Source organism: Paenibacillus dendrobii, assembly GCF_009807035.1.
GTDB classification, from domain to species: domain Bacteria; phylum Bacillota; class Bacilli; order Paenibacillales; family Paenibacillaceae; genus Paenibacillus_AQ; species Paenibacillus_AQ dendrobii.
Window position 1 is genome coordinate 1,856,884 of record NZ_WUBI01000001.1, and the last position, 17,767, is coordinate 1,874,650.

At 51.4% G+C, this 17,767-nt stretch carries 17 protein-coding genes; 3 read left to right on the top strand and 14 right to left on the bottom strand.

Features of this window, described 5'->3' with window-relative positions; translation table 11 throughout:
• Positions 1-26: 26 nt before the first annotated feature.
• The 11 genes from smc to GRF59_RS08145 form a co-directional block, all read right to left on the bottom strand.
• Entirely contained in the window at positions 27-3,596 is a 3,570-nt protein-coding gene (smc, locus tag GRF59_RS08095) for a chromosome segregation protein SMC (protein ID WP_160497078.1), read from the bottom strand.
• Between the two features lie 169 nt (positions 3,597-3,765).
• Positions 3,766-4,464 carry a ribonuclease III gene (rnc, locus tag GRF59_RS08100; RefSeq protein WP_160497079.1) on the bottom strand — a complete coding sequence of 233 codons (699 nt, stop codon included), beginning with the start codon at positions 4,462-4,464 and terminating at the stop codon, positions 3,766-3,768.
• A gap of 12 nt (positions 4,465-4,476) precedes the next feature.
• Positions 4,477-5,715, bottom strand: coding sequence for a beta-ketoacyl-ACP synthase II (gene fabF / locus GRF59_RS08105; RefSeq protein ID WP_160497080.1), 1,239 nt, complete (start codon positions 5,713-5,715; stop codon positions 4,477-4,479).
• Positions 5,716-5,848: 133 nt separating this feature from the next.
• A complete protein-coding gene (gene acpP, locus GRF59_RS08110) occupies positions 5,849-6,082 on the bottom strand; it encodes an acyl carrier protein (protein WP_019638123.1) in 234 nt (77 codons plus the stop codon).
• A 98-nt stretch (positions 6,083-6,180) separates the two neighbouring features.
• Positions 6,181-6,930 (bottom strand): 3-oxoacyl-[acyl-carrier-protein] reductase, encoded by a 750-nt coding sequence (fabG, locus tag GRF59_RS08115; protein WP_160497081.1) that lies wholly within the window; start codon positions 6,928-6,930, stop codon positions 6,181-6,183.
• A gap of 50 nt (positions 6,931-6,980) precedes the next feature.
• On the bottom strand, positions 6,981-7,904 hold the full coding sequence (fabD, locus tag GRF59_RS08120) for an ACP S-malonyltransferase (RefSeq protein ID WP_160497082.1): 924 nt from the start codon (positions 7,902-7,904) through the stop codon (positions 6,981-6,983).
• A 43-nt stretch (positions 7,905-7,947) separates the two neighbouring features.
• On the bottom strand, positions 7,948-8,937 hold the full coding sequence (locus GRF59_RS08125; RefSeq protein WP_160497083.1) for a beta-ketoacyl-ACP synthase III: 990 nt from the start codon (positions 8,935-8,937) through the stop codon (positions 7,948-7,950).
• Positions 8,934-9,944: a phosphate acyltransferase PlsX gene (gene plsX / locus GRF59_RS08130; protein ID WP_160497084.1), complete on the bottom strand. Its 1,011-nt coding sequence runs from the start codon at positions 9,942-9,944 to the stop codon at positions 8,934-8,936. Before plsX ends, GRF59_RS08125 begins: the two co-directional genes overlap by 4 nt.
• A 1-nt stretch (position 9,945) precedes the next feature.
• Positions 9,946-10,524, bottom strand: a complete 579-nt coding sequence (gene fapR, locus GRF59_RS08135) for a transcription factor FapR (RefSeq protein ID WP_160498190.1) — start codon at positions 10,522-10,524, stop codon at positions 9,946-9,948.
• Positions 10,525-10,730: 206 nt separating this feature from the next.
• The gene (gene rpmF, locus GRF59_RS08140; RefSeq protein WP_036645943.1) at positions 10,731-10,904 is read right to left on the bottom strand and encodes a 50S ribosomal protein L32; all 174 of its coding nucleotides are present in this window, start codon (positions 10,902-10,904) and stop codon (positions 10,731-10,733) included.
• A gap of 62 nt (positions 10,905-10,966) precedes the next feature.
• The gene (locus GRF59_RS08145) at positions 10,967-11,476 is read right to left on the bottom strand and encodes a YceD family protein (RefSeq protein ID WP_160497085.1); all 510 of its coding nucleotides are present in this window, start codon (positions 11,474-11,476) and stop codon (positions 10,967-10,969) included.
• Between the two features lie 344 nt (positions 11,477-11,820).
• Between GRF59_RS08145 and GRF59_RS08150 the strand changes: the two genes are divergently transcribed.
• Positions 11,821-13,059, top strand: coding sequence for a nucleotidyltransferase (locus GRF59_RS08150; protein ID WP_160497086.1), 1,239 nt, complete (start codon positions 11,821-11,823; stop codon positions 13,057-13,059).
• On the opposite strand, the gene GRF59_RS08155 is transcribed toward GRF59_RS08150, so the two are convergent.
• Positions 13,056-14,096, bottom strand: a complete 1,041-nt coding sequence (locus GRF59_RS08155; RefSeq protein WP_160497087.1) for a SepM family pheromone-processing serine protease — start codon at positions 14,094-14,096, stop codon at positions 13,056-13,058. The genes GRF59_RS08150 and GRF59_RS08155 overlap by 4 nt on opposite strands.
• Before the next feature lie 101 nt (positions 14,097-14,197).
• On the opposite strand from GRF59_RS08155, the gene GRF59_RS08160 reads away from it, so the two are divergent.
• A complete protein-coding gene (locus tag GRF59_RS08160; RefSeq protein ID WP_160497088.1) occupies positions 14,198-15,427 on the top strand; it encodes a nucleoside recognition domain-containing protein in 1,230 nt (409 codons plus the stop codon).
• Here GRF59_RS08160 and coaD read toward each other — a convergent pair.
• Together coaD and rsmD are read right to left on the bottom strand one after the other, a co-directional pair.
• Positions 15,424-15,915 carry a pantetheine-phosphate adenylyltransferase gene (coaD, locus tag GRF59_RS08165; protein ID WP_160497089.1) on the bottom strand — a complete coding sequence of 164 codons (492 nt, stop codon included), beginning with the start codon at positions 15,913-15,915 and terminating at the stop codon, positions 15,424-15,426. The two genes, GRF59_RS08160 and coaD, sit on opposite strands and share 4 nt — an antisense overlap.
• A gap of 26 nt (positions 15,916-15,941) precedes the next feature.
• Positions 15,942-16,517, bottom strand: a complete 576-nt coding sequence (rsmD, locus tag GRF59_RS08170) for a 16S rRNA (guanine(966)-N(2))-methyltransferase RsmD (protein WP_160497090.1) — start codon at positions 16,515-16,517, stop codon at positions 15,942-15,944.
• A gap of 398 nt (positions 16,518-16,915) precedes the next feature.
• Here rsmD and GRF59_RS08175 point away from each other — a divergent pair, with 398 nt between their 5' ends.
• Entirely contained in the window at positions 16,916-17,752 is an 837-nt protein-coding gene (locus GRF59_RS08175) for an alpha/beta hydrolase family protein (protein WP_160497091.1), read from the top strand.
• The last annotated feature ends 15 nt before the right edge of the window (positions 17,753-17,767 follow it).

Below are 17,767 nucleotides of genomic sequence, written 5' to 3' on the forward strand. Positions count from 1 at the left end.
CTCCATCTCTATCGCGTTGATCATGATCATGCTATTTCGGCTTCATCATTTTCCAATCGGACGGATACCAGCTTGGATACCCCTCCCTCTTCCATGGTTACGCCGTACAGAACATCCGCTTCTTCCATCGTACCTTTACGGTGCGTAACGACGATAAACTGCGTTTGCTCGGAAAACTCTCGTAAATATTGGGCGAATCGCACGACATTCGCTTCATCCAGCGCCGCTTCAACTTCATCGAGCACGCAGAATGGTACTGGCTTGACCTGAAGAATGGCAAACAGCAGAGCCATCGCTGTCAGCGCACGTTCACCACCGGAGAGCAGCTGCAGGTTTTGCAGCTTTTTCCCTGGGGGCTGAGCTACGATATCGATCCCCGTCTCAAGCAGATGCTCCGGATCAAGCAGCACCAGATCCGCTCGCCCGCCTCCAAACAGTTTGACGAACACGGTGCCGAATTCATGCCGGATAGCATCGAAAGTTACCTTGAAGCGTTTGGACATTTCATCATCCATTTCCCGGATGACTTCGTAGAGCGTGGTTTTGGCCTCCACCAGATCTTCCTTCTGTTCGCTGAGGAACTGGTACCGCTCATTGACACGCTGATACTCCTCGATGGCTCCCAGATTCACGTCACCCAGCGCCGTAATGCTGCGTTTCAGCTCACGGACTTCGCTCTGCACAGCAGGTACGTCATCCGGAATCGGGTATCTCATTTTAGCCAGCTCATAGCTCAGTTCGTAATCTTCGCTCAGCTTCTTGAGTATATTCTCCAGCTCCACGTCAAGCCGGTTCACGCCTATCTCGGTTTGACGCAGCTGATCCTCCACTGCTTTAAGCCGTGTACGCTGCTCTTTTGTTTCGCTTTCATCCTGCTCCAGCTTCTTCGAAAGCTGCATCCGGGCTGCCCGTTTAAACTCCAGCTGCTCGGATGACTGCTCCTTCTTCAGCTTGTAGCGGTTCAAATCCTCAATTTGCTGAATGGATTCTTTCGTATTCGTCTCGAGATCCGCTTCAATAGACGCCAGCAGCGTCTTCGACTGCCGCAGCTCCTTATCCTGAGAATTGAAATCGCTCTGCATCCGGCGCAGCTGCTCTTCCAGAGAGAAACACTCCTGATCGAGCTTGCCTTCTCTTACTTTGAGCTGGGTCAGCTGGGTTTGGAGCTCCTCCTTGGCCGACTCGCTGGCCTTGCGGGCAAACTCGGCAGCATGGATCGCCTGGTGCGTCGACTTCTCTTCCTCTTCCAGCTGCGCGAGTCTTTTCACAGCCTCATCCCGGGTCTTCTGGAGATCCTGACTTTCCTCATGGAAACTCTTCTTCTCTTGTCCTGCCATTTCAGCCTGCTCCAGAACATGCCGGAGCTCATGCTCCAGCTGCTTCAAATCACTGGAGAGCGATTGCTCTTCGATGCGCTTTTCATCGCCGGTTTGTCTCAGCTCATCCAATTTATCCTGCGTTTGGGTCAACTGTCCCTTCACATCGTGGATGCTTTGAGTCAGCTTATGCAGCTGCAATTCCGTGTCCTTAATCTCCTGATCGAGCTGATCCAGCTGGCGTTTGCGACCAAGCAGACTGCTGTTTTTCTTATGCTGGCTTCCCCCGGTCATGGAACCGCCCGCATTCACCACGTCGCCTTCCAGCGTAACGACTCTGTAGCGATACTGGCAGCGGGCAGCGATTTTGTTCGCCACCTCCAGACTCTCTGCCAGAATGACATTTCCGAGCAAACTTCCGACGACCGGAGAATAGAGCGCGTCGTATTGGACCAGATCAGCCGCGATACCGACAAAACCCTCTACGCCTTCGACCATGGACCGGTCGCCCGATGAAATATTACGGGCCCGGATGACATCCAGCGGAAGGAAGGTCGCTCTGCCGAGCTGGCGCTGCTTCAGGAACGCAATCGCCTGACGGGATACCGCCTCATTGTCCATAACGACATGCTGAAGGGAAGCGCCTAAAGCAGTTTCTACGGCGAGCTCCAGCCGCTCGGGCACGCGAACCAAATCCGCGACCGCGCCATGCACACCGTTCAAGACAGATTTACGAGCAGCCTTCAGCACTTCTTTGACGCCCAGCATAAAGCCGTCAAAATCGTCAGCCATTTCTTTCATGGTATCACGACGGGAAATTTGAGCTTCCCGTTTTTGTTCCCACTTGCGGAGCATGCCTTGGCTTTCATCCAGCAGGCGCTGCAAGGACTGATAGCGTTCGCTTTCAGTTATGTAACTGCTGCGGAGATCGCGGATCTCCTGACCGAGCTTCTCGATGGCCGCATCCAACTGCTGCTTGCTGCCTATCAGCTCTTCCTTTTTGCCTTCCCACTTGCCGGTTTCCTCATCGGCTCGGCTCATCCGGCGGGCCAGCGCTTCCTGCTGCTGATCCGTGTACCGGATTTCATTGCGTGCTTGGGCCATCTGGTTCATCAGCTCCAGAAGGTTGCCTTTCAGGCTCTCTTCCTGCTGCTGGCTGATGCCGCCTGTAATTCCGATCAGCTTCGATTCCTCAGCAGACAAATGATCCTTCAGCTGCTTCAGTTCCTCCTGCGAAGCCTCCAGCTTCGTTTTCAGCAGTTCAATTTCTGCCTTCCGGTCTTCAAAACGCTCATCACCCGCACTGAGCGTACCCGCAAGTTGCTCCCGGTTGGTCTCCAGGTTACGTTTCCGTTCGCGCAGTACTTCCGCATAGCCTTCACTTTTTTCATAGGCCTCGCTATACTGCAGAAGTTCGCCCTGCAAGGTCTCGACTTCCGTCTCCAGCTTGCGCAGAGCCGCGCGGTCGCTTTCAAGCTTGGCGTCATGTGCAGATACGACCGTAGAGAGCTGCAGCTGTTCTTCCTGCAGAACCGCCAGCTTCGCGTTCGCCTCGCTCCATGCCGCATGAATTTGCTCGATCTGATAGACATACAGCGAAATTTCTTTATTCTTGAGCTGCTCTCGCAGCTGTTTGTAGTGACTGGCCTTCTCGGACTGCTCTTTCAATGGACCAATCTGATCCTCAAGCTCAGTCACCAAGTCATGGATGCGAAGCAAATTCTGCTCGGTCTCGTCGAGCTTGCGAACCGCATCTTTTTTCCGGGATTTATATTTAACGATTCCAGATGCTTCTTCGAAAATACCCCTGCGATCCTCCGACCGCGTACTTAAAATTTCCTCAATCCGGCCTTGTCCAATAATCGAATACGCTTCCTTGCCAATGCCGGTATCCATAAACAGCTCGGTAATATCCTTGAGCCTGCAGGATTGTCTGTTAATGAAATATTCGCTGTCTCCGCTCCGATGCACCCGGCGCGTGACCGTCACCTCATTGAAATCCAGAGACAAGGCGTGGTCTTCATTATCCAGCGTCAGCGACACTTCACCGAAATTGACGGCTTTGCGCGCATCGCTCCCTGCAAAAATAATGTCTTCCATCTTCCCGCCACGCAGCGATTTGGCGCTTTGTTCTCCCAGAACCCAGCGGATGCCGTCGGAAATGTTGCTTTTGCCGCTGCCATTCGGACCTACGACCGCTGTAATGCCGCGGACAAACTCCATTTCGGTTTTGTCGGCAAACGATTTAAAACCCGCTAATTCAATCCGCTTCAAAAACATATTTCCCAAATCACCTCTAAACCTTATAATACCATAACCCTGCGTCTTATAGGAGTCTAGCCGCTACCGAACGAAGAAAGAGCAAAAAGCAGTCTGAAGGCTACTGCCATTCATCATTCGCGACTGCTCTTTGCTCTTTGTTTGTCCTTGACTATTTACACAGGAGCCGTCAAATTTCAGCCAGCTTCAGCTGCTTTAATGCGACTGCAGCAGCCTGCTGCTCAGCTTCTTTTTTGGAGCGGCCCGATCCTCTTCCCACACGCTCATTCCCCATATAAACCTCGGAGACAAACTCGCGCTCATGCGCCGGACCCCGTTCTTCCACAATCCGGTATTCCAGAGCGCCCATATTGTGATGCTGCGTTAGTTCCTGCAGCTCAGTTTTGAAATCGCTCATCTGCAAATTGCCACCCGCTTCGACCAACGGAAACACGTATGTCTCTAGAAACGAACGGGCCGCTTCCAGACCTTGGTCCAGATACAAAGCGCCGACGAATGATTCAAACACATCCGCAAGCAGAGCAGGGCGCGTACGCCCGCCAGTAAGCTCTTCCCCTTTGCCAAGCAATACGTACTGCCCGAATTCCAGGCTCTCCGCAAATTTCACGAGTGACGGCTCGCAGACAATCGCCGCGCGCAGCTTCGTCAGCTCACCTTCAGGACGGTTCGGAAAAAGTTGATATAAATATTCGGATACCGTCAGCTCCAGCACCGCATCGCCCAAAAATTCCAGGCGTTCATTATCCTGCTGCTGGCTAAATCGGTGTTCGTTGACATAAGAAGCGTGGGTAAAGGCCTGTTTCAGCAGCAGTCGATTGTGAAATTGGATATGAAGTTTCTGCTGTAACTGCTTCAGATCTCCACTCAACAAATCGTCCCCTTACTCATCGAATTTTTTAAGAATAATCGTCGCGTTATGTCCGCCAAAGCCAAAAGAGTTGGACATAACAACGTCAAGCTTCGCGTCACGAGCTTTATTCGGTACATAGTCCAGATCGCATTCGGGATCCTGATTGTCCAAATTGATCGTTGGCGCGATTTTTTGATTCTGCAGAGACAATCCGCAAATGACTGCTTCTACGCCGCCTGCGGCACCAAGAAGATGGCCTGTCATGGACTTCGTCGAACTGACGGCTACCTTGTAAGCATGATCTCCCAGAGCCTTCTTGATCGCTATGGTTTCGGAGCGGTCTCCTACAGGCGTCGAAGTGCCGTGAGCATTGATGTAGTCCACGTCCTCCGGCTGAAGTCCCGCGTCGCGCAGCGCCATCGCCATGCATCGTGCCGGTCCGTCCGGATCGGGTTCAGTCATGTGATGAGCGTCGCCGCTTAGGCCGTAGCCGAGCACTTCCGCAATAATGTGAGCCCCGCGTTTTTGGGCGTGTTCCAGAGATTCGATAACCAGAATCCCGGCACCTTCACCCATAACAAATCCATCACGGCCCGTATCAAATGGACGGCTTGCCTTTTCAGGTTCATCATTGCGTGTGGACATAGCCCGCATTGCACAAAAACCAGCCATGCCGGTCGGTCGGATCGTCGCTTCCGCGCCACCGCAGATCATGACATCGGCATCGCCTCGCTGGATCATTTTATAAGAGTCCCCTATAGCGTGCGAGCCTGTCGCGCATGCCGTTACCGGCGTCGTATTCGGACCTTTCGCTCCAAGCATGATGGACAATTGGCCAGAGGCCATATTGGCAATCATCATCGGGATAAAGAAAGGGCTTACGCGCTTGGGTCCCTTTTCAAGCAAAATGTTATGCTGGTCTTCCCATGTTCCCAGTCCGCCAATACCCGAACCAATGGATACGCCCACGCGGTTGGGATCGGAATCCTTTTGGATGTCGAGGCCGCTGTTCTCAAGAGCAGCTTTACCTGCAGTCACCGCCAACTGGACGAACCGGTCCATTTTACGTGCATCCTTGCGGTCCATATAGTCTTCTGGATTGAAGTCTTTGATCGAAGCCGCAATTTGTGTAGGGTATTCGCTGACATCGAAGGATTCGATCCGGGAAACGCCGGATTTGCCAGCCATTAAGTTGTTCCAAAACGTGTCTAGGTCATGGCCGAGTGACGTCACAACGCCCATTCCGGTTACAACCACTCTATGATTCAAATACACTCACCTCTATATCGACTGCATGTACCAATGTGATATTGTTCCAATGCAAATATATATTCATGTTATTGCCATTTAAAAATGAGGAGAAGTCCCGCCTGTAGAGCAGTACGGGACTTATCAAAATGACTTAGGTATGAGATTGTATGTAGTTTACAACTTCACCTACGGTCGTAATTTTCTCTGCGTCTTCATCAGAGATTTCCAGATCAAATTCGTCTTCCAATTCCATGACTAGTTCAACAACGTCGAGAGAATCAGCACCAAGATCATCTTTAAAAGATGCTTCCAGTGTTACCTCAGCTTCGTCAGCACCCAAACGATCCACGACGATGCGCTTTACACGCTCCAATACATCGGACATCCGGTTCACCTCCTCTTTGGTATTATACGAGAAAAGTTTTCAAAATGCCAGAGGCGATGAAAACGGTTCTCTTTCAGGCTTTACGCCTGTTTTGGGCCTTACATATACATGCCGCCGTCTACGTGAAGAGTCTGTCCTGTCATATAGGATGCCCCTTCAGAAGCCAGGAAAACCACAACCTTGGCAATTTCCTCCGGCTGTCCAAGGCGGGCAAGCGGAATATCCTGAATCATTTTACCTCTGAGGTCTTCCGAGAGCTCGCGGGTCATGTCGGTGTCTATGAAGCCAGGAGCCACACAGTTCACCGTGATGCCACGGGAGGCAAGCTCGCGCGCAGAGGATTTTGTTAGGCCAATCACTCCCGCTTTCGCGGCGACGTAATTGGCCTGGCCCGCATTACCGAGCACGCCGACAACAGACGATATATTGATGATGCGGCCATAACGCTGTTTCATCATCGGACGGCTGACGGATTTGAGACAGTTGAATACGCCTTTAAGATTGGTCTCGATAACTTGATCGAACTCTTCCTCTTTCATACGCATAATCAGGTTGTCTCTGGTAATTCCGGCGTTATTTACTAGAATATCAATGCGGCCGAACACAGAGCCCACTTCTTTAATAAGATGCTCCGCCTGCTCCGTTTGACCTACATTGGCCTGAATGGCAAATGCTTCGACGCCGAGCTGCTTGATCTCTTCAACCACAGACTGCGCAGCAGCCTCGCTACCCGAGTAGTTGACGGCTATATTCGCTCCCGCTTCAGCCAGCGCCAGCGCGATGCTGCGCCCGATTCCGCGAGATGCTCCTGTGACAAGCGCAGCTTGTCCCTGCAATGGTTTGGACATGTTACATTCTCCTTTCTTCTTGGTATACGGTGATTGACTGTCATTGATACTTAAAAGTCAGCAGAAAGACTGTCCAACGAGTTCACATTGATGAGTTTTACCGTCTTGTCCATTTTCTTGATCAGTCCGGTTAATACGTTCCCCGGTCCGATCTCCACAAAGGTATCGACCCCTTCGGAGATCAGGTAAGCCACCGTGTCCTCCCAAAGTACAGGAGAATAAACCTGCTCCACAAGAAGTTTACGGATGCTCTCCGCGTTCTCAGCCGGACGGGCTGTCACATTAGCCACGACCGGAATGGAAGGTTCCCGGAAAGTTACACTTTCGAGCTTGTCCGCCAGACGTTGTGCCGCTTCCTTCATCAGGGATGAATGGAAAGGACCACTGACTTCAAGCGGAATCGCTCTTCTGCCGCCGGCTTCCTTCACACGCTCGCCGCAAGCGGCAACGCCTTCCTTCGATCCAGACACTACAATCTGCCCCGGGCAGTTGATGTTCGCCATTTCCACGAGCTGTCCGCCCTCCGAGATACTTCTGCAGAGCTCCTCAAGCGCCGTACGTTCAGCACCTATCACGGCCGCCATCGCGCCTTGTCCATCCGGAACCGCCGCCTCCATGTATTCGCCGCGGGCGCGCACGATGGTTACCGCATCCTCAAAGCTGAGAACTCCGGATGCAACCAAGGCGCTGTATTCACCAAGGCTGTGTCCAGCCACATAATCAGCGGTTATGCCCTTTTCGCGCAAAGCCTCAAGAGTGGCGATACTGGCTGTCAGCAGGGCCGGTTGTGTATTAAATGTCTTCTTCAGTTCGTTGTCCGGTCCTTCGAACATGAGCGCGGATAACGGGAATCCCAACGCGCGATCTGCGCTGTCGATAATCTCGTGCGAAGCCGTAACCGCCTCGTATAAATCCTTGCCCATTCCGACGGATTGGGATCCTTGTCCTGGAAATACAAATGCTGTTTTACCCATTTTCCGTCTCCTCTCGCTTTCGATGTCTAATATATATAAATGATTACCAGATCAGTACAGATGCTCCCCAGGTCAAACCGCCTCCGAAGCCGACCATCAGAACGCAGTCGCCTTCCTTCATGCGTCCCTGCTCGGCCGCTTCCACCAAGGCCAGCGGAATTGAGGCTGCCGAAGTGTTTGCGTATTTGTCCACATTGACGACGCATTTATCCGGAGAAAGGTTCAAACGCTCCATCGCGGATTGAATGATCCGAATATTCGCTTGGTGAGGCACGAACAGATCAATGTCCTCTTTGGTCTTGCCCGCTTTTTTCAGGACATCCTCAGTCGCCGTGTTCATCACGCGAACCGCGAATTTAAATACTTCGCGACCATTCATATAGATGTAATGCTTCTTGTCCTCTACGGTTTGCGTGGAGGATGGCATTCTGGAGCCGCCGGCTTCCAATTTCAGCAGGTTGCCGCCAGCGCCTTCCGCTCCAAGATCAAAGGATTGGAAACCGCGGCCTTCAGGCACTTCACCGAGGATCACGGCACCCGCTCCATCGCCGAACAGAACGCAAGTGTTCCGGTCCGTGTAGTCCGTAATCCGGGAAAGACAGTCGGCTCCGATAACGAGAGCATTGTTGTACATGCCTGTACTGATGAAGTTCCGCGCGGTTGCGAGCCCGTATACAAATCCGGAGCAAGCGGCGGACAAGTCAAATGCAGCTGCCTGCTTCGCGCCCAGCTTATCCTGCAAAATACAAGCGGTCGACGGAAAGAATGTATCCGGCGTTACGGTTGCGATGATAATCAGATCCAGCTGGTCTGCGGTCATGCCTGCAGATGCCAGCGCCTTCACCGCCGCTTCATAGCACAGATCGGATGTCGCCTGGTCCGGAGCCGCAATATGCCGTTCGCGGATGCCCGTACGGGATACAATCCACTCGTCGTTGGTCTCTACCATCTTTTCAAGATCGGCATTGGTCAAAATTTTCTCCGGTACATACTTTCCTGTGCCAATGATGCCTACAGGCCGTAAATTGTTCATATCGTCACTCTCTTCCCGCTAATTTCGTTTGAGATACTCTCAACCAATTGGTTCTCGATTGCAATTCTCGCTTGGCGCACTGCATTTTTGATCGCATTTCCATCAGCCGAACCATGACTTTTAACAACAAGGCCGCTAAGACCGAGAAGCGGTGCTCCTCCGTGTTCCTTGTAGTCCAGCTTATCTTTGAGTCCGCGCAGCTGCGGCATCAGCATGGCAGCTCCCAGCTTACTTTTGAGATTCTGACTGAACTGCTCCTTCAAAAGTTTAAACATCGATCCGGCGGTGCCCTCGATCGCTTTTAGCAGAATATTGCCCGCAAAGCCATCGCATACCAGCACATCGCAGGTACCGTTCATAATATCACGCGCTTCCACGTTGCCAACAAAATGGATCGGCATCTGCTCGAGCAGCGGAAAAGTATGTTTCGTCAGCTCGTTCCCCTTGCCGGGTTCCGTGCCCACATTAAGAAGACCCACGCGTGGACGTTCCACGCCCATTACCTTTTGACGATATAGGCTGCCCATCAGCGCATACTGCGCAAGATGTTCGGGTTTTGCATCCATATTGGCTCCAAGATCCAGCGCAAGAACGCCCGCGCCATCAAGGGTCGGAATCATAGGAGCAAGGGCCGGCCGTTCAATGCCTTCCATCCGTCCGACAACAAGAAGCCCCGTTGTCATCAAGGCACCGGTATTGCCGGCTGAAATCATCGCATCGGCCTCTTTCTCTTTCAGCATGCGTCCGGCCACGACCATGGAGGCATCCTTCTTGCGACGCACCGCTTTGACAGGCTCATCCTCCGGACCGATAACCTCTGCAGCATGATGAACCGTGAGGTTGGAAGGAACCTGGCCCCCATTTTTGCTGAGCAGCGGTTTGATCCTTGATTCATCCCCCACCAGTACGATCTGTATGTCCTTCCATTCGGCAGCTGCGGCCAGAGCCCCCTCGACATTGCATTCAGGAGCATTGTCGCCGCCCATGGCGTCAATGGCGATCCGCATACTACATTCCTCCTTCAATGATATCTTCCGCTGTTGACCTGTAGATGACGAAGTTGCCTTGGAACACCATTTCTTCGCCCACGTAGGTGAATACTTCCACCTTTGCTTTGCCTTTATGCCCGTTCATCGATCGCACATAAGCCTTCGCGATACATTTTTCCCCCAAGTGAACCTGGCGGAGGAAACGAATGTCCGCCGAGGCCGTAAGCGCAATCTCATCATTGATCAGAGCCACCGCCAAAGAATTGGCTTGGGCAAAAACGTAATGTCCGCGTGCAATATGCGTCCGCGAGAAGACATGATCTTCCCGGATTTCAAATATGGAGATGCCGCTCTTGTCCAACTGCAGGTCGACAACCTCGCCGACTACCTCATCAAGAGGAAGCGAGCGCACTTGATCGTACGAATGCTCGGCCATTTGCTTCATGCGTTCCCGCAGCTCCGGTATGCCTAGCTCCATACGGTCCAAACGGATGGTCTGAATGCTGACCTTCAGCTCGCGGGTCAATTCGCGGTCCGTCACAAACGGGTTTTCTTCAATGAGTTTCAATAGATGCTGATGTCGCTGTTTCTTGGGCAACCGTTCGATCAGAGGCACCTCCTATTACTTCGCTTTTTTATAATCAGGCTATTGAAGCCGTCATGGATATCAAGAAATACATCAATTGTTCCGTATCATTTTAGAACCTGGTACTAAAACAGTATAAAGCATGACAAGCCAAAAAGGAAGAGCAGACAAAAAAAATAGCACCTCACCATAGATGAAGTACTACTTGATCTTTCGCATTATTGCGAAATAATTTCTCTTGATTTATACGTTCCGCACACTTTGCATACGTGGTGAGCAAGCTTCAATTCTCCGCATTGTTCACATTTCACCATGCCCGGCACTGCCAGTTTAAAGTGAGTACGACGTTTGTCACGACGTGTTTTGGACGTTCTCCGTTGAGGTACTGCCATGTTCCCACCTCCTTATTTCAATAAACCGAGTACATGATTGCCCCGGTAGAATGCTTGCAAGCTCATTTGAAAAAGTCTTTTAGCGCCGCAAGCCGTGGATCGACGACTTCCGTGTCGCAGTCGCAGGTACCTTCATTCAAGTCTGTACCGCAGTTCGGGCACAGGCCCTTGCAAGTTTCCTTACATACGACGGTCATCGGAATATGAAGCACGAATGATTCCTCTACATACGGAACGAGATCCACATTTTCATCGTTCACGTAATTCGTGTCGTCATCCTCATCTTCACTTTCTTCTGATGGTTTCACAAACTTGAACTGCTCATGGAATGGAATGTTCAGATGCTGATGCACTGGCTTCAGACAGCGGGAGCATGACATGTCCAGCTCTACAGAGAGCTTTCCTTGCACATCTACCGTATCTTGACCGACATAGGTAGCCTTCAGCTCTGCCAGGAGCGGCTGCGGAACCTTGATGTCGCCAAGGCCTTCAACGAAACGACTTACATCCACTTGCTGACGCACCTGCAGCGGCTCGCTGCTGGCTGCCATTTTTCTAAATTGAAAGTGCATATATATCACTCCAAACAAACAAAAATTATTATACCGATTTCCGGGAAGCTTTGTCAATAGTTTGACCTTTACTTTGACCTTCACTTTGATGATTGGAGATGCGTAAAACGGTTCATCAAAGCGCGATCTGCTCTAAAAAGAGCTCAAATATTTATTGTTGTAGGGATGCATCCATTTCATACATGGATGAAATATACGATAACGAAACGATATATAGTCAAGCCAAAACGTTAGTTATATCGTCTTCATCGAAATAGCTAATGGTATTATGAAATGAATTCGGGAAGACGAGCTTTTATGATATATTTTATAAGAATCAACAAACGGATGGAGTTGAACATTCTGTGTCTGCTGTCGGATTAATCGTCGAATACAACCCTTTACATAACGGTCACGTCCATCATTATACCAGAGCCAAAGAAATTTCGGGCGCCGAGTATTCGGTAGCTATACTTAGCGGTCCATTCCTTCAACGCGGCGAACCGGGAATCGTCAGCAAGTTCGCACGGGCTGAAATGGCCCTTGCCATGGGTGCCGATCTCGTGATCGAGCTCCCGGCAGCCTACGCGGTGCAGCCTGCTGAGTGGTTTGCGTACGGCGGCGTCGCTCTTCTGCACGCCACAGGCGTTGTGGACAGCCTATGCTTTGGAACAGAGAGCGGAACGCTCGATCTGCTGCTCCCGCTCTCCCGCATCCTCGCGGAGGAAAGTCAGGAGCTGCAGGAGGAGATCAGCTTTTATTTGCGCGCGGGAATGAACTATCCCGCCGCTTACAGCCGGGCCGCAGCGGCCGCGGCTGGATATCCAGGCGAGGAGAGCGAAGTTCTTCAGATCCTACAGAAGCCTAATCATACACTGGGGCTTCATTATCTGATTGCCCTGCACCGCCTGAAAAGCCCGATCCGGCCTTTTACCATTCCAAGAATTCACGCGGGATATCACGATGAAATGCCGGCACATTCGGCCATTGCGAGTGCTACGGCTGTCCGGCGCATGCTGCTGGAGCAGGATTTGAGCGCAGCTGCACCTTATCTCCCGGAATCCACACTTCAAATCCTCAGCCGTGAATTCCGTGAGGGCCGGGGTCCGGTAACCTGGGATTCCTTTCGCGGGACATTGATGCATATCCTCCTCACCAGTTCGCCGCAAGAGCTGGAAAGCCTGCATGAGGTCACAGAAGGGCTAGAACACCGTCTGCGGCGTCTCATCTACAGCCTGAAGCAGCCGCAGGTGGACGAGTTGCTGAAGGCCCTCAAGACCAAACGTTACACGCATACGAAGCTGCAGCGGATGTTAACCCATATTTTGCTGAGGCATACCAAAGAACAAATGTCGCCCTCAGCACTTTCCCAAGGCCCCGGCTATCTGCGCGTTCTAGGATTCAGCCGCGGAGGACAAAAACTTCTGAAGACAATGAAGAAGACCGCATCCTTACCCGTCATCGTCAAACCGTCTTCATTCGAGCATCCTCAGCTCACGCTTGATCTCAGGGCGTCAGCTGCTTACGCCAACGCCTTCCCCGGTCCGGAAGTACATCACATTTTCCGGGATTATATGGAGGCGCCGATCCGGACGTTCGATTAAGATCTGGCCTTCATGGCTTCCATATATTTGATGGCATCCTCAAGGGTATCGACCGGCACGAGCTTCATGCCGGTTTTTATTTTATCCGCCTTTGCTTTTGCTTCTGCGTAATTATCTTTGGGAACAAAAAAGATTTCCGCGTGCTTCCTGTCGGCGGCCACGATTTTATGCTGTACTCCACCTATAGGGCCTACTTTTCCTTCTTTATCAATCGTTCCTGTACCGGCAACCTGATAACCTTTGGTCAGATCCCCCTCCGTCAGCTGGTTGAAAATTTCCATCGTAAACATGAGTCCCGCCGAGGGTCCGCCCACGCGCGTATTGGCAAAATCCACCTGGAGGCCCGGATCTTTGGATTCCACCTTTTGCATCGTGGCTATGGTCACGCCGAGACCCGGACGCGTCTGATTCGTATCCTTGTCCTTCAGCGCAATCAGATTCACTTTTTCTTCTAGCGTCTTGCCGCCGCGGATCAGCTTTACGGTAACCTGATCTCCCACCTTCTTGCTTTTAAGAAATTGGCTCAAGCTCTCATTATTCGTAATTTTTTTACCATCCACTTCAGACAAACGGTCGCCTGGTTTGAAATTTTTCCGTGCCTCGTCTCCCTCAGGCGTGGAAAATATAAACAAATACTGAGGTACGATGCTGTACGGGACATTCGCTTCGTGATATGCCGCCTCCATAGCGGAGGACTGGGAATCACTCATAAGGTACACCTGCTCAGCGGCATATTCATCCTCGCTTTTGTCGCCGAGCCTGGACTGTTTCTGATCAATCTCAGCGTTCGGATTAAAAGCAGAAACCACCAGCATCACAAGATTCGCGTAGCTGGCTGACACGGTTGTCATCATAAATGCGCCCTTCTCGTCGTGATCCCCATGTTTAACCGAAAGCATAGGCTTGACTTCATCCGCGCTTCCCGGCTGGTAAATGATATACGGTGTCGGCATATATACCGTTACGTACACCAGCAGGGCTACCATGAAAAGGTAGAGGATCAGTCGCAGCCCTTCCCGTTTTTTCGTTATCTGCATTCTTTTCCCTTCTCTCATTCCCATCCTGCTCCCTGGTCTTATGGTTGTCTTACCCGCATAGATTGGGTACTAGCTATGTTTACTCAAAAGAGGTGAAAATCATGAAAAAAAAAGCCCCTCTCCGCTTTACGCCCGCTACCTCGACTTTTCTGCTTGGTGCAGGTGCGCTTGCGCTGGTGGCTGCCGTTGTCAGTTCTCCAGCCCCCGCCTTCCAGGCTTCGCTGCAGGGACTTCAATTGTGGTGGCAGATTGTTTTCCCGGCGCTGCTTCCTTTTCTTGTGCTATCTGAAATACTGATCGCTTATGGCTGGGTGCATGCCCTTGGAGCATGGCTTGAACCTCTGATGAATCGGCTTTTCAAGATTCCCGGAATCGGTGGCTGGGTGCTTGCGATGGGTATGACAACCGGGTTTCCCGGTGGAGCCCAGGCAGCCAAGCAGCTGTACGATCAGGGGGATTTGAGCGCCACGGATGCGAATAAACTCGCCGCACTCTCCCATTTCTGCAATCCGATGCTTATTTTGATCGTGATTGCTACAGGACTGATGCATGAACCGACGGCAGGATATATCATCCTTGCGGTGCACTGGCTTTCCGGACTTCTGGCATTCCTGCTTGCCGGCAGGAACGGACCATTTTCAAAGGAAGCCTCTATCCCGCATGCATCCGCGAAGGACGCGAAAGAATCGAAAGGCAATGTAAAGCGTTCGCTGTTGTACCGCTCCATACAGTCAGCCAAACGGGCGCGAGCCAAGGACGGACGCGGCTTCGGCAGACTGCTGGGAGATTCGGTAACCAATGCCGTTCAAACCTTGATGATGGTCGGCGGGTATATCATCATTTTTGCGGTCGTCGTTCAAATCACCGGACGGTTCATGCCGGGTCAACTCCCGCCATATGCAGTATCAGGGCTTTTTGAAGTGCATCTCGGAGCGAGAGAGGCCAGTACAGCGATGTTATCAGACAGGCTGCAATGGTCCATCATCTCCGCCCTGCTTGGATTTAGCGGCATCAGCGCGATTTTGCAATCCATGTCGGTTCTCAGAAAAGCCGGGATTCATTGGCTCCGGTTCACTCTCATCCGTCTTCTCCATGGCTTGGTCGCATTCGGTGCCACCTGGGTTTTATGGCCTTTCATCAGTTATCTTCCGAAAAACACCAACTCTGTATTCAACAACCGGGGAGATATCCCCGCAGATATGGGCGAAATCTTCAACCTGTGGAAGACTCTGCCCCAATTGCTCCAATGGCAGGGCACTCTGCTGGCCATTATGCTGGGCTGTTCTATGCTGTTCATGATACTGCAGCTCTACCGGAAGAAATCCCGTTAACTAGGATATTTCAACCTTAATGCTTGCTCTACTTCCCGTGGAACAAGGTCCTTTACATCGCCATGAAATGCCGCTATCTCTTTGACTATACTGGAACTGACATAGGAATATTTAAGATTGGTCATCATAAATACCGTTTCGGCTTCGGGATTCAGCTTGTGATTCGTGGAAGCCATCTGGAATTCATATTCAAAATCCGTCACGGACCGCACACCGCGAACGATCGCCTGCGCATTTCGCTGCCGGACATAATTTGCGGTTAAATCGCGAAAGCTGTCCACTTCTACGTTAGGAAGATGTGCGGTTACTTGACGGATCAGATCCATCCGTTCCTCAATCGAAAAAAGCGGCTGCTTGCTGCGATTGTTGAGCACCGCTACTATGAGGACGTCAAACTGCCTTGCAGCCCGCTGAATGATATCCAGATGTCCCATCGTAACCGGATCGAAACTGCCCGGATATACCGCCACACGTTTATTCGTTGACATGATCATCGATCTCCTCTGCGGCTTCGTCACCCGGACAAATCCGCTTTGTTTTCGTTATATTTATAAATGGATACGGCCGTTTCTCCGTACACCGCATGGCGAATACATGAAAAGAAACCGAATTCTTCAGGATATTCATAACCGGATTCATGCTCAAGAACGATGGTTGCACCGCTTTTCAGCATGTCTCTTTCATGCATCATCTCCATCAGCTTGTCCCCGGTCTTCATACGATACGGCGGATCCAAAAATACAACATCGAGCGATATATCCCGTTTCGCCAGTACCTTAAGCGCTCGTTCCGCTTCGTTGCGGTAGATTTCGGCCCGTTCTTCCAGCCTTGTCGCTTTCAAATTGGCCCGGACGGTTTCAATGCTTTTGGGATCCATATCAATAAAAATGGCCCTATCCATGCCTCTGCTTAAAGCTTCAATAGCCAATCCGCCTGTTCCGGCAAATAAATCAAGAGCCGTTCCCCCGTCAAAAAAAGGGCCGATCATGCTGAAAATCGCTTCCTTGACTTTGTCCGTCGTCGGCCGCGTCCCCATACCCGGAACGGCTTTCAGCGGTCTTCCTTTGGCACTGCCCGCTACCACTCTCACTTATGCTCACCCATTCTACGTATAAAAATCGATTGTTCATGTATTTACATGAATATGGTCTATTTCTGACGATATCGTACCACAACCACCCTGAATTTGAAAAATGAAACCTCGGTCCTCTAATTTTGGCAAGGATGTATAAAACGGCTTATCCGGGGAATGCTTTAACTATCGACATCAAACGAATGTCGTAGACAACCGCGGAAAGCTTACGTTTCCCCATAAGCTCTTCGTCCGGTTTCTCCTCTCCCATGAAAGGGCGTCCCGAAAGGGGCGCCCGATTTTATTTCCCCCTACCTTCAGGATGCCGGGCTTCTCTTTTCCTTCGCACAGGAGTACAATCACATTCATCCAAGCAATTATTCCGGATAACAAACGCAAAAAGGCTGATGATAAACATGATGATTCATATGACCTACCGTTCCGGCGAATATAAAGTAAAGGGCTATCTTTCCCTCCCCTATGGTTACAAAATCAACCCGAATGAGCTGAAAACGCATGTTCAACGATTCTATGGAACAACCGGATTACCCATGACGGTGATCGCTAATAATATTGTAGAAGAACGTCAGGATATTAACGAACAGCAGTGGCCTGTACTCATTTATTGCCGAGGAGGCATCGGCCGGGTGGGCCAAGTGAAGACCGAATGGCTGGAACGTTTTTCTCGCAGCGGATTCATCGTCTTTGCCCCGGTGTACCGCGGAACGCAAGGCGGCGAAGGACGGGATGAATTCGGCGGCGGGGATATGGAGGATGTGCCTGCAGCCTGCCGGTTGCTCGCCAGCCTTCCGTTTGTCGATACCACGCGCATTTCCGCTATGGGTTTCTCCCGCGGCTCTGTCAATGCGACCTACGCTGCAGCCGATACGGGATACCTTTCGCATCTAGTCCTCTGGGGCGGCGTGTCGGATCTTGCCCAAACCTATGAAGAACGTGTAGATCTTCGGCGCATGCTGAAGCGGGTCATCGGGAATCCGTCAAAAGCGCCAGAAGCATATCAAGAACGCTCACCGCTTCTTATGGCTGAACGCATTGCTTGTCCGGTATTGATTATCCACGGAAGCGAGGATGCTCAGGTGGATTCCAGCCATGGTATGCGGATGTACGACAGACTGAAGGAACTCGGAAAGGATGTCCAGCTGCATTGGTATGAGGGTTACGGACACCATATGCCTTACGAAACGCATATGACGGCTATTCAGAGAATGTTCGAGTGGATTCGAGAGCATTGAGTCTGAAGGCATGCA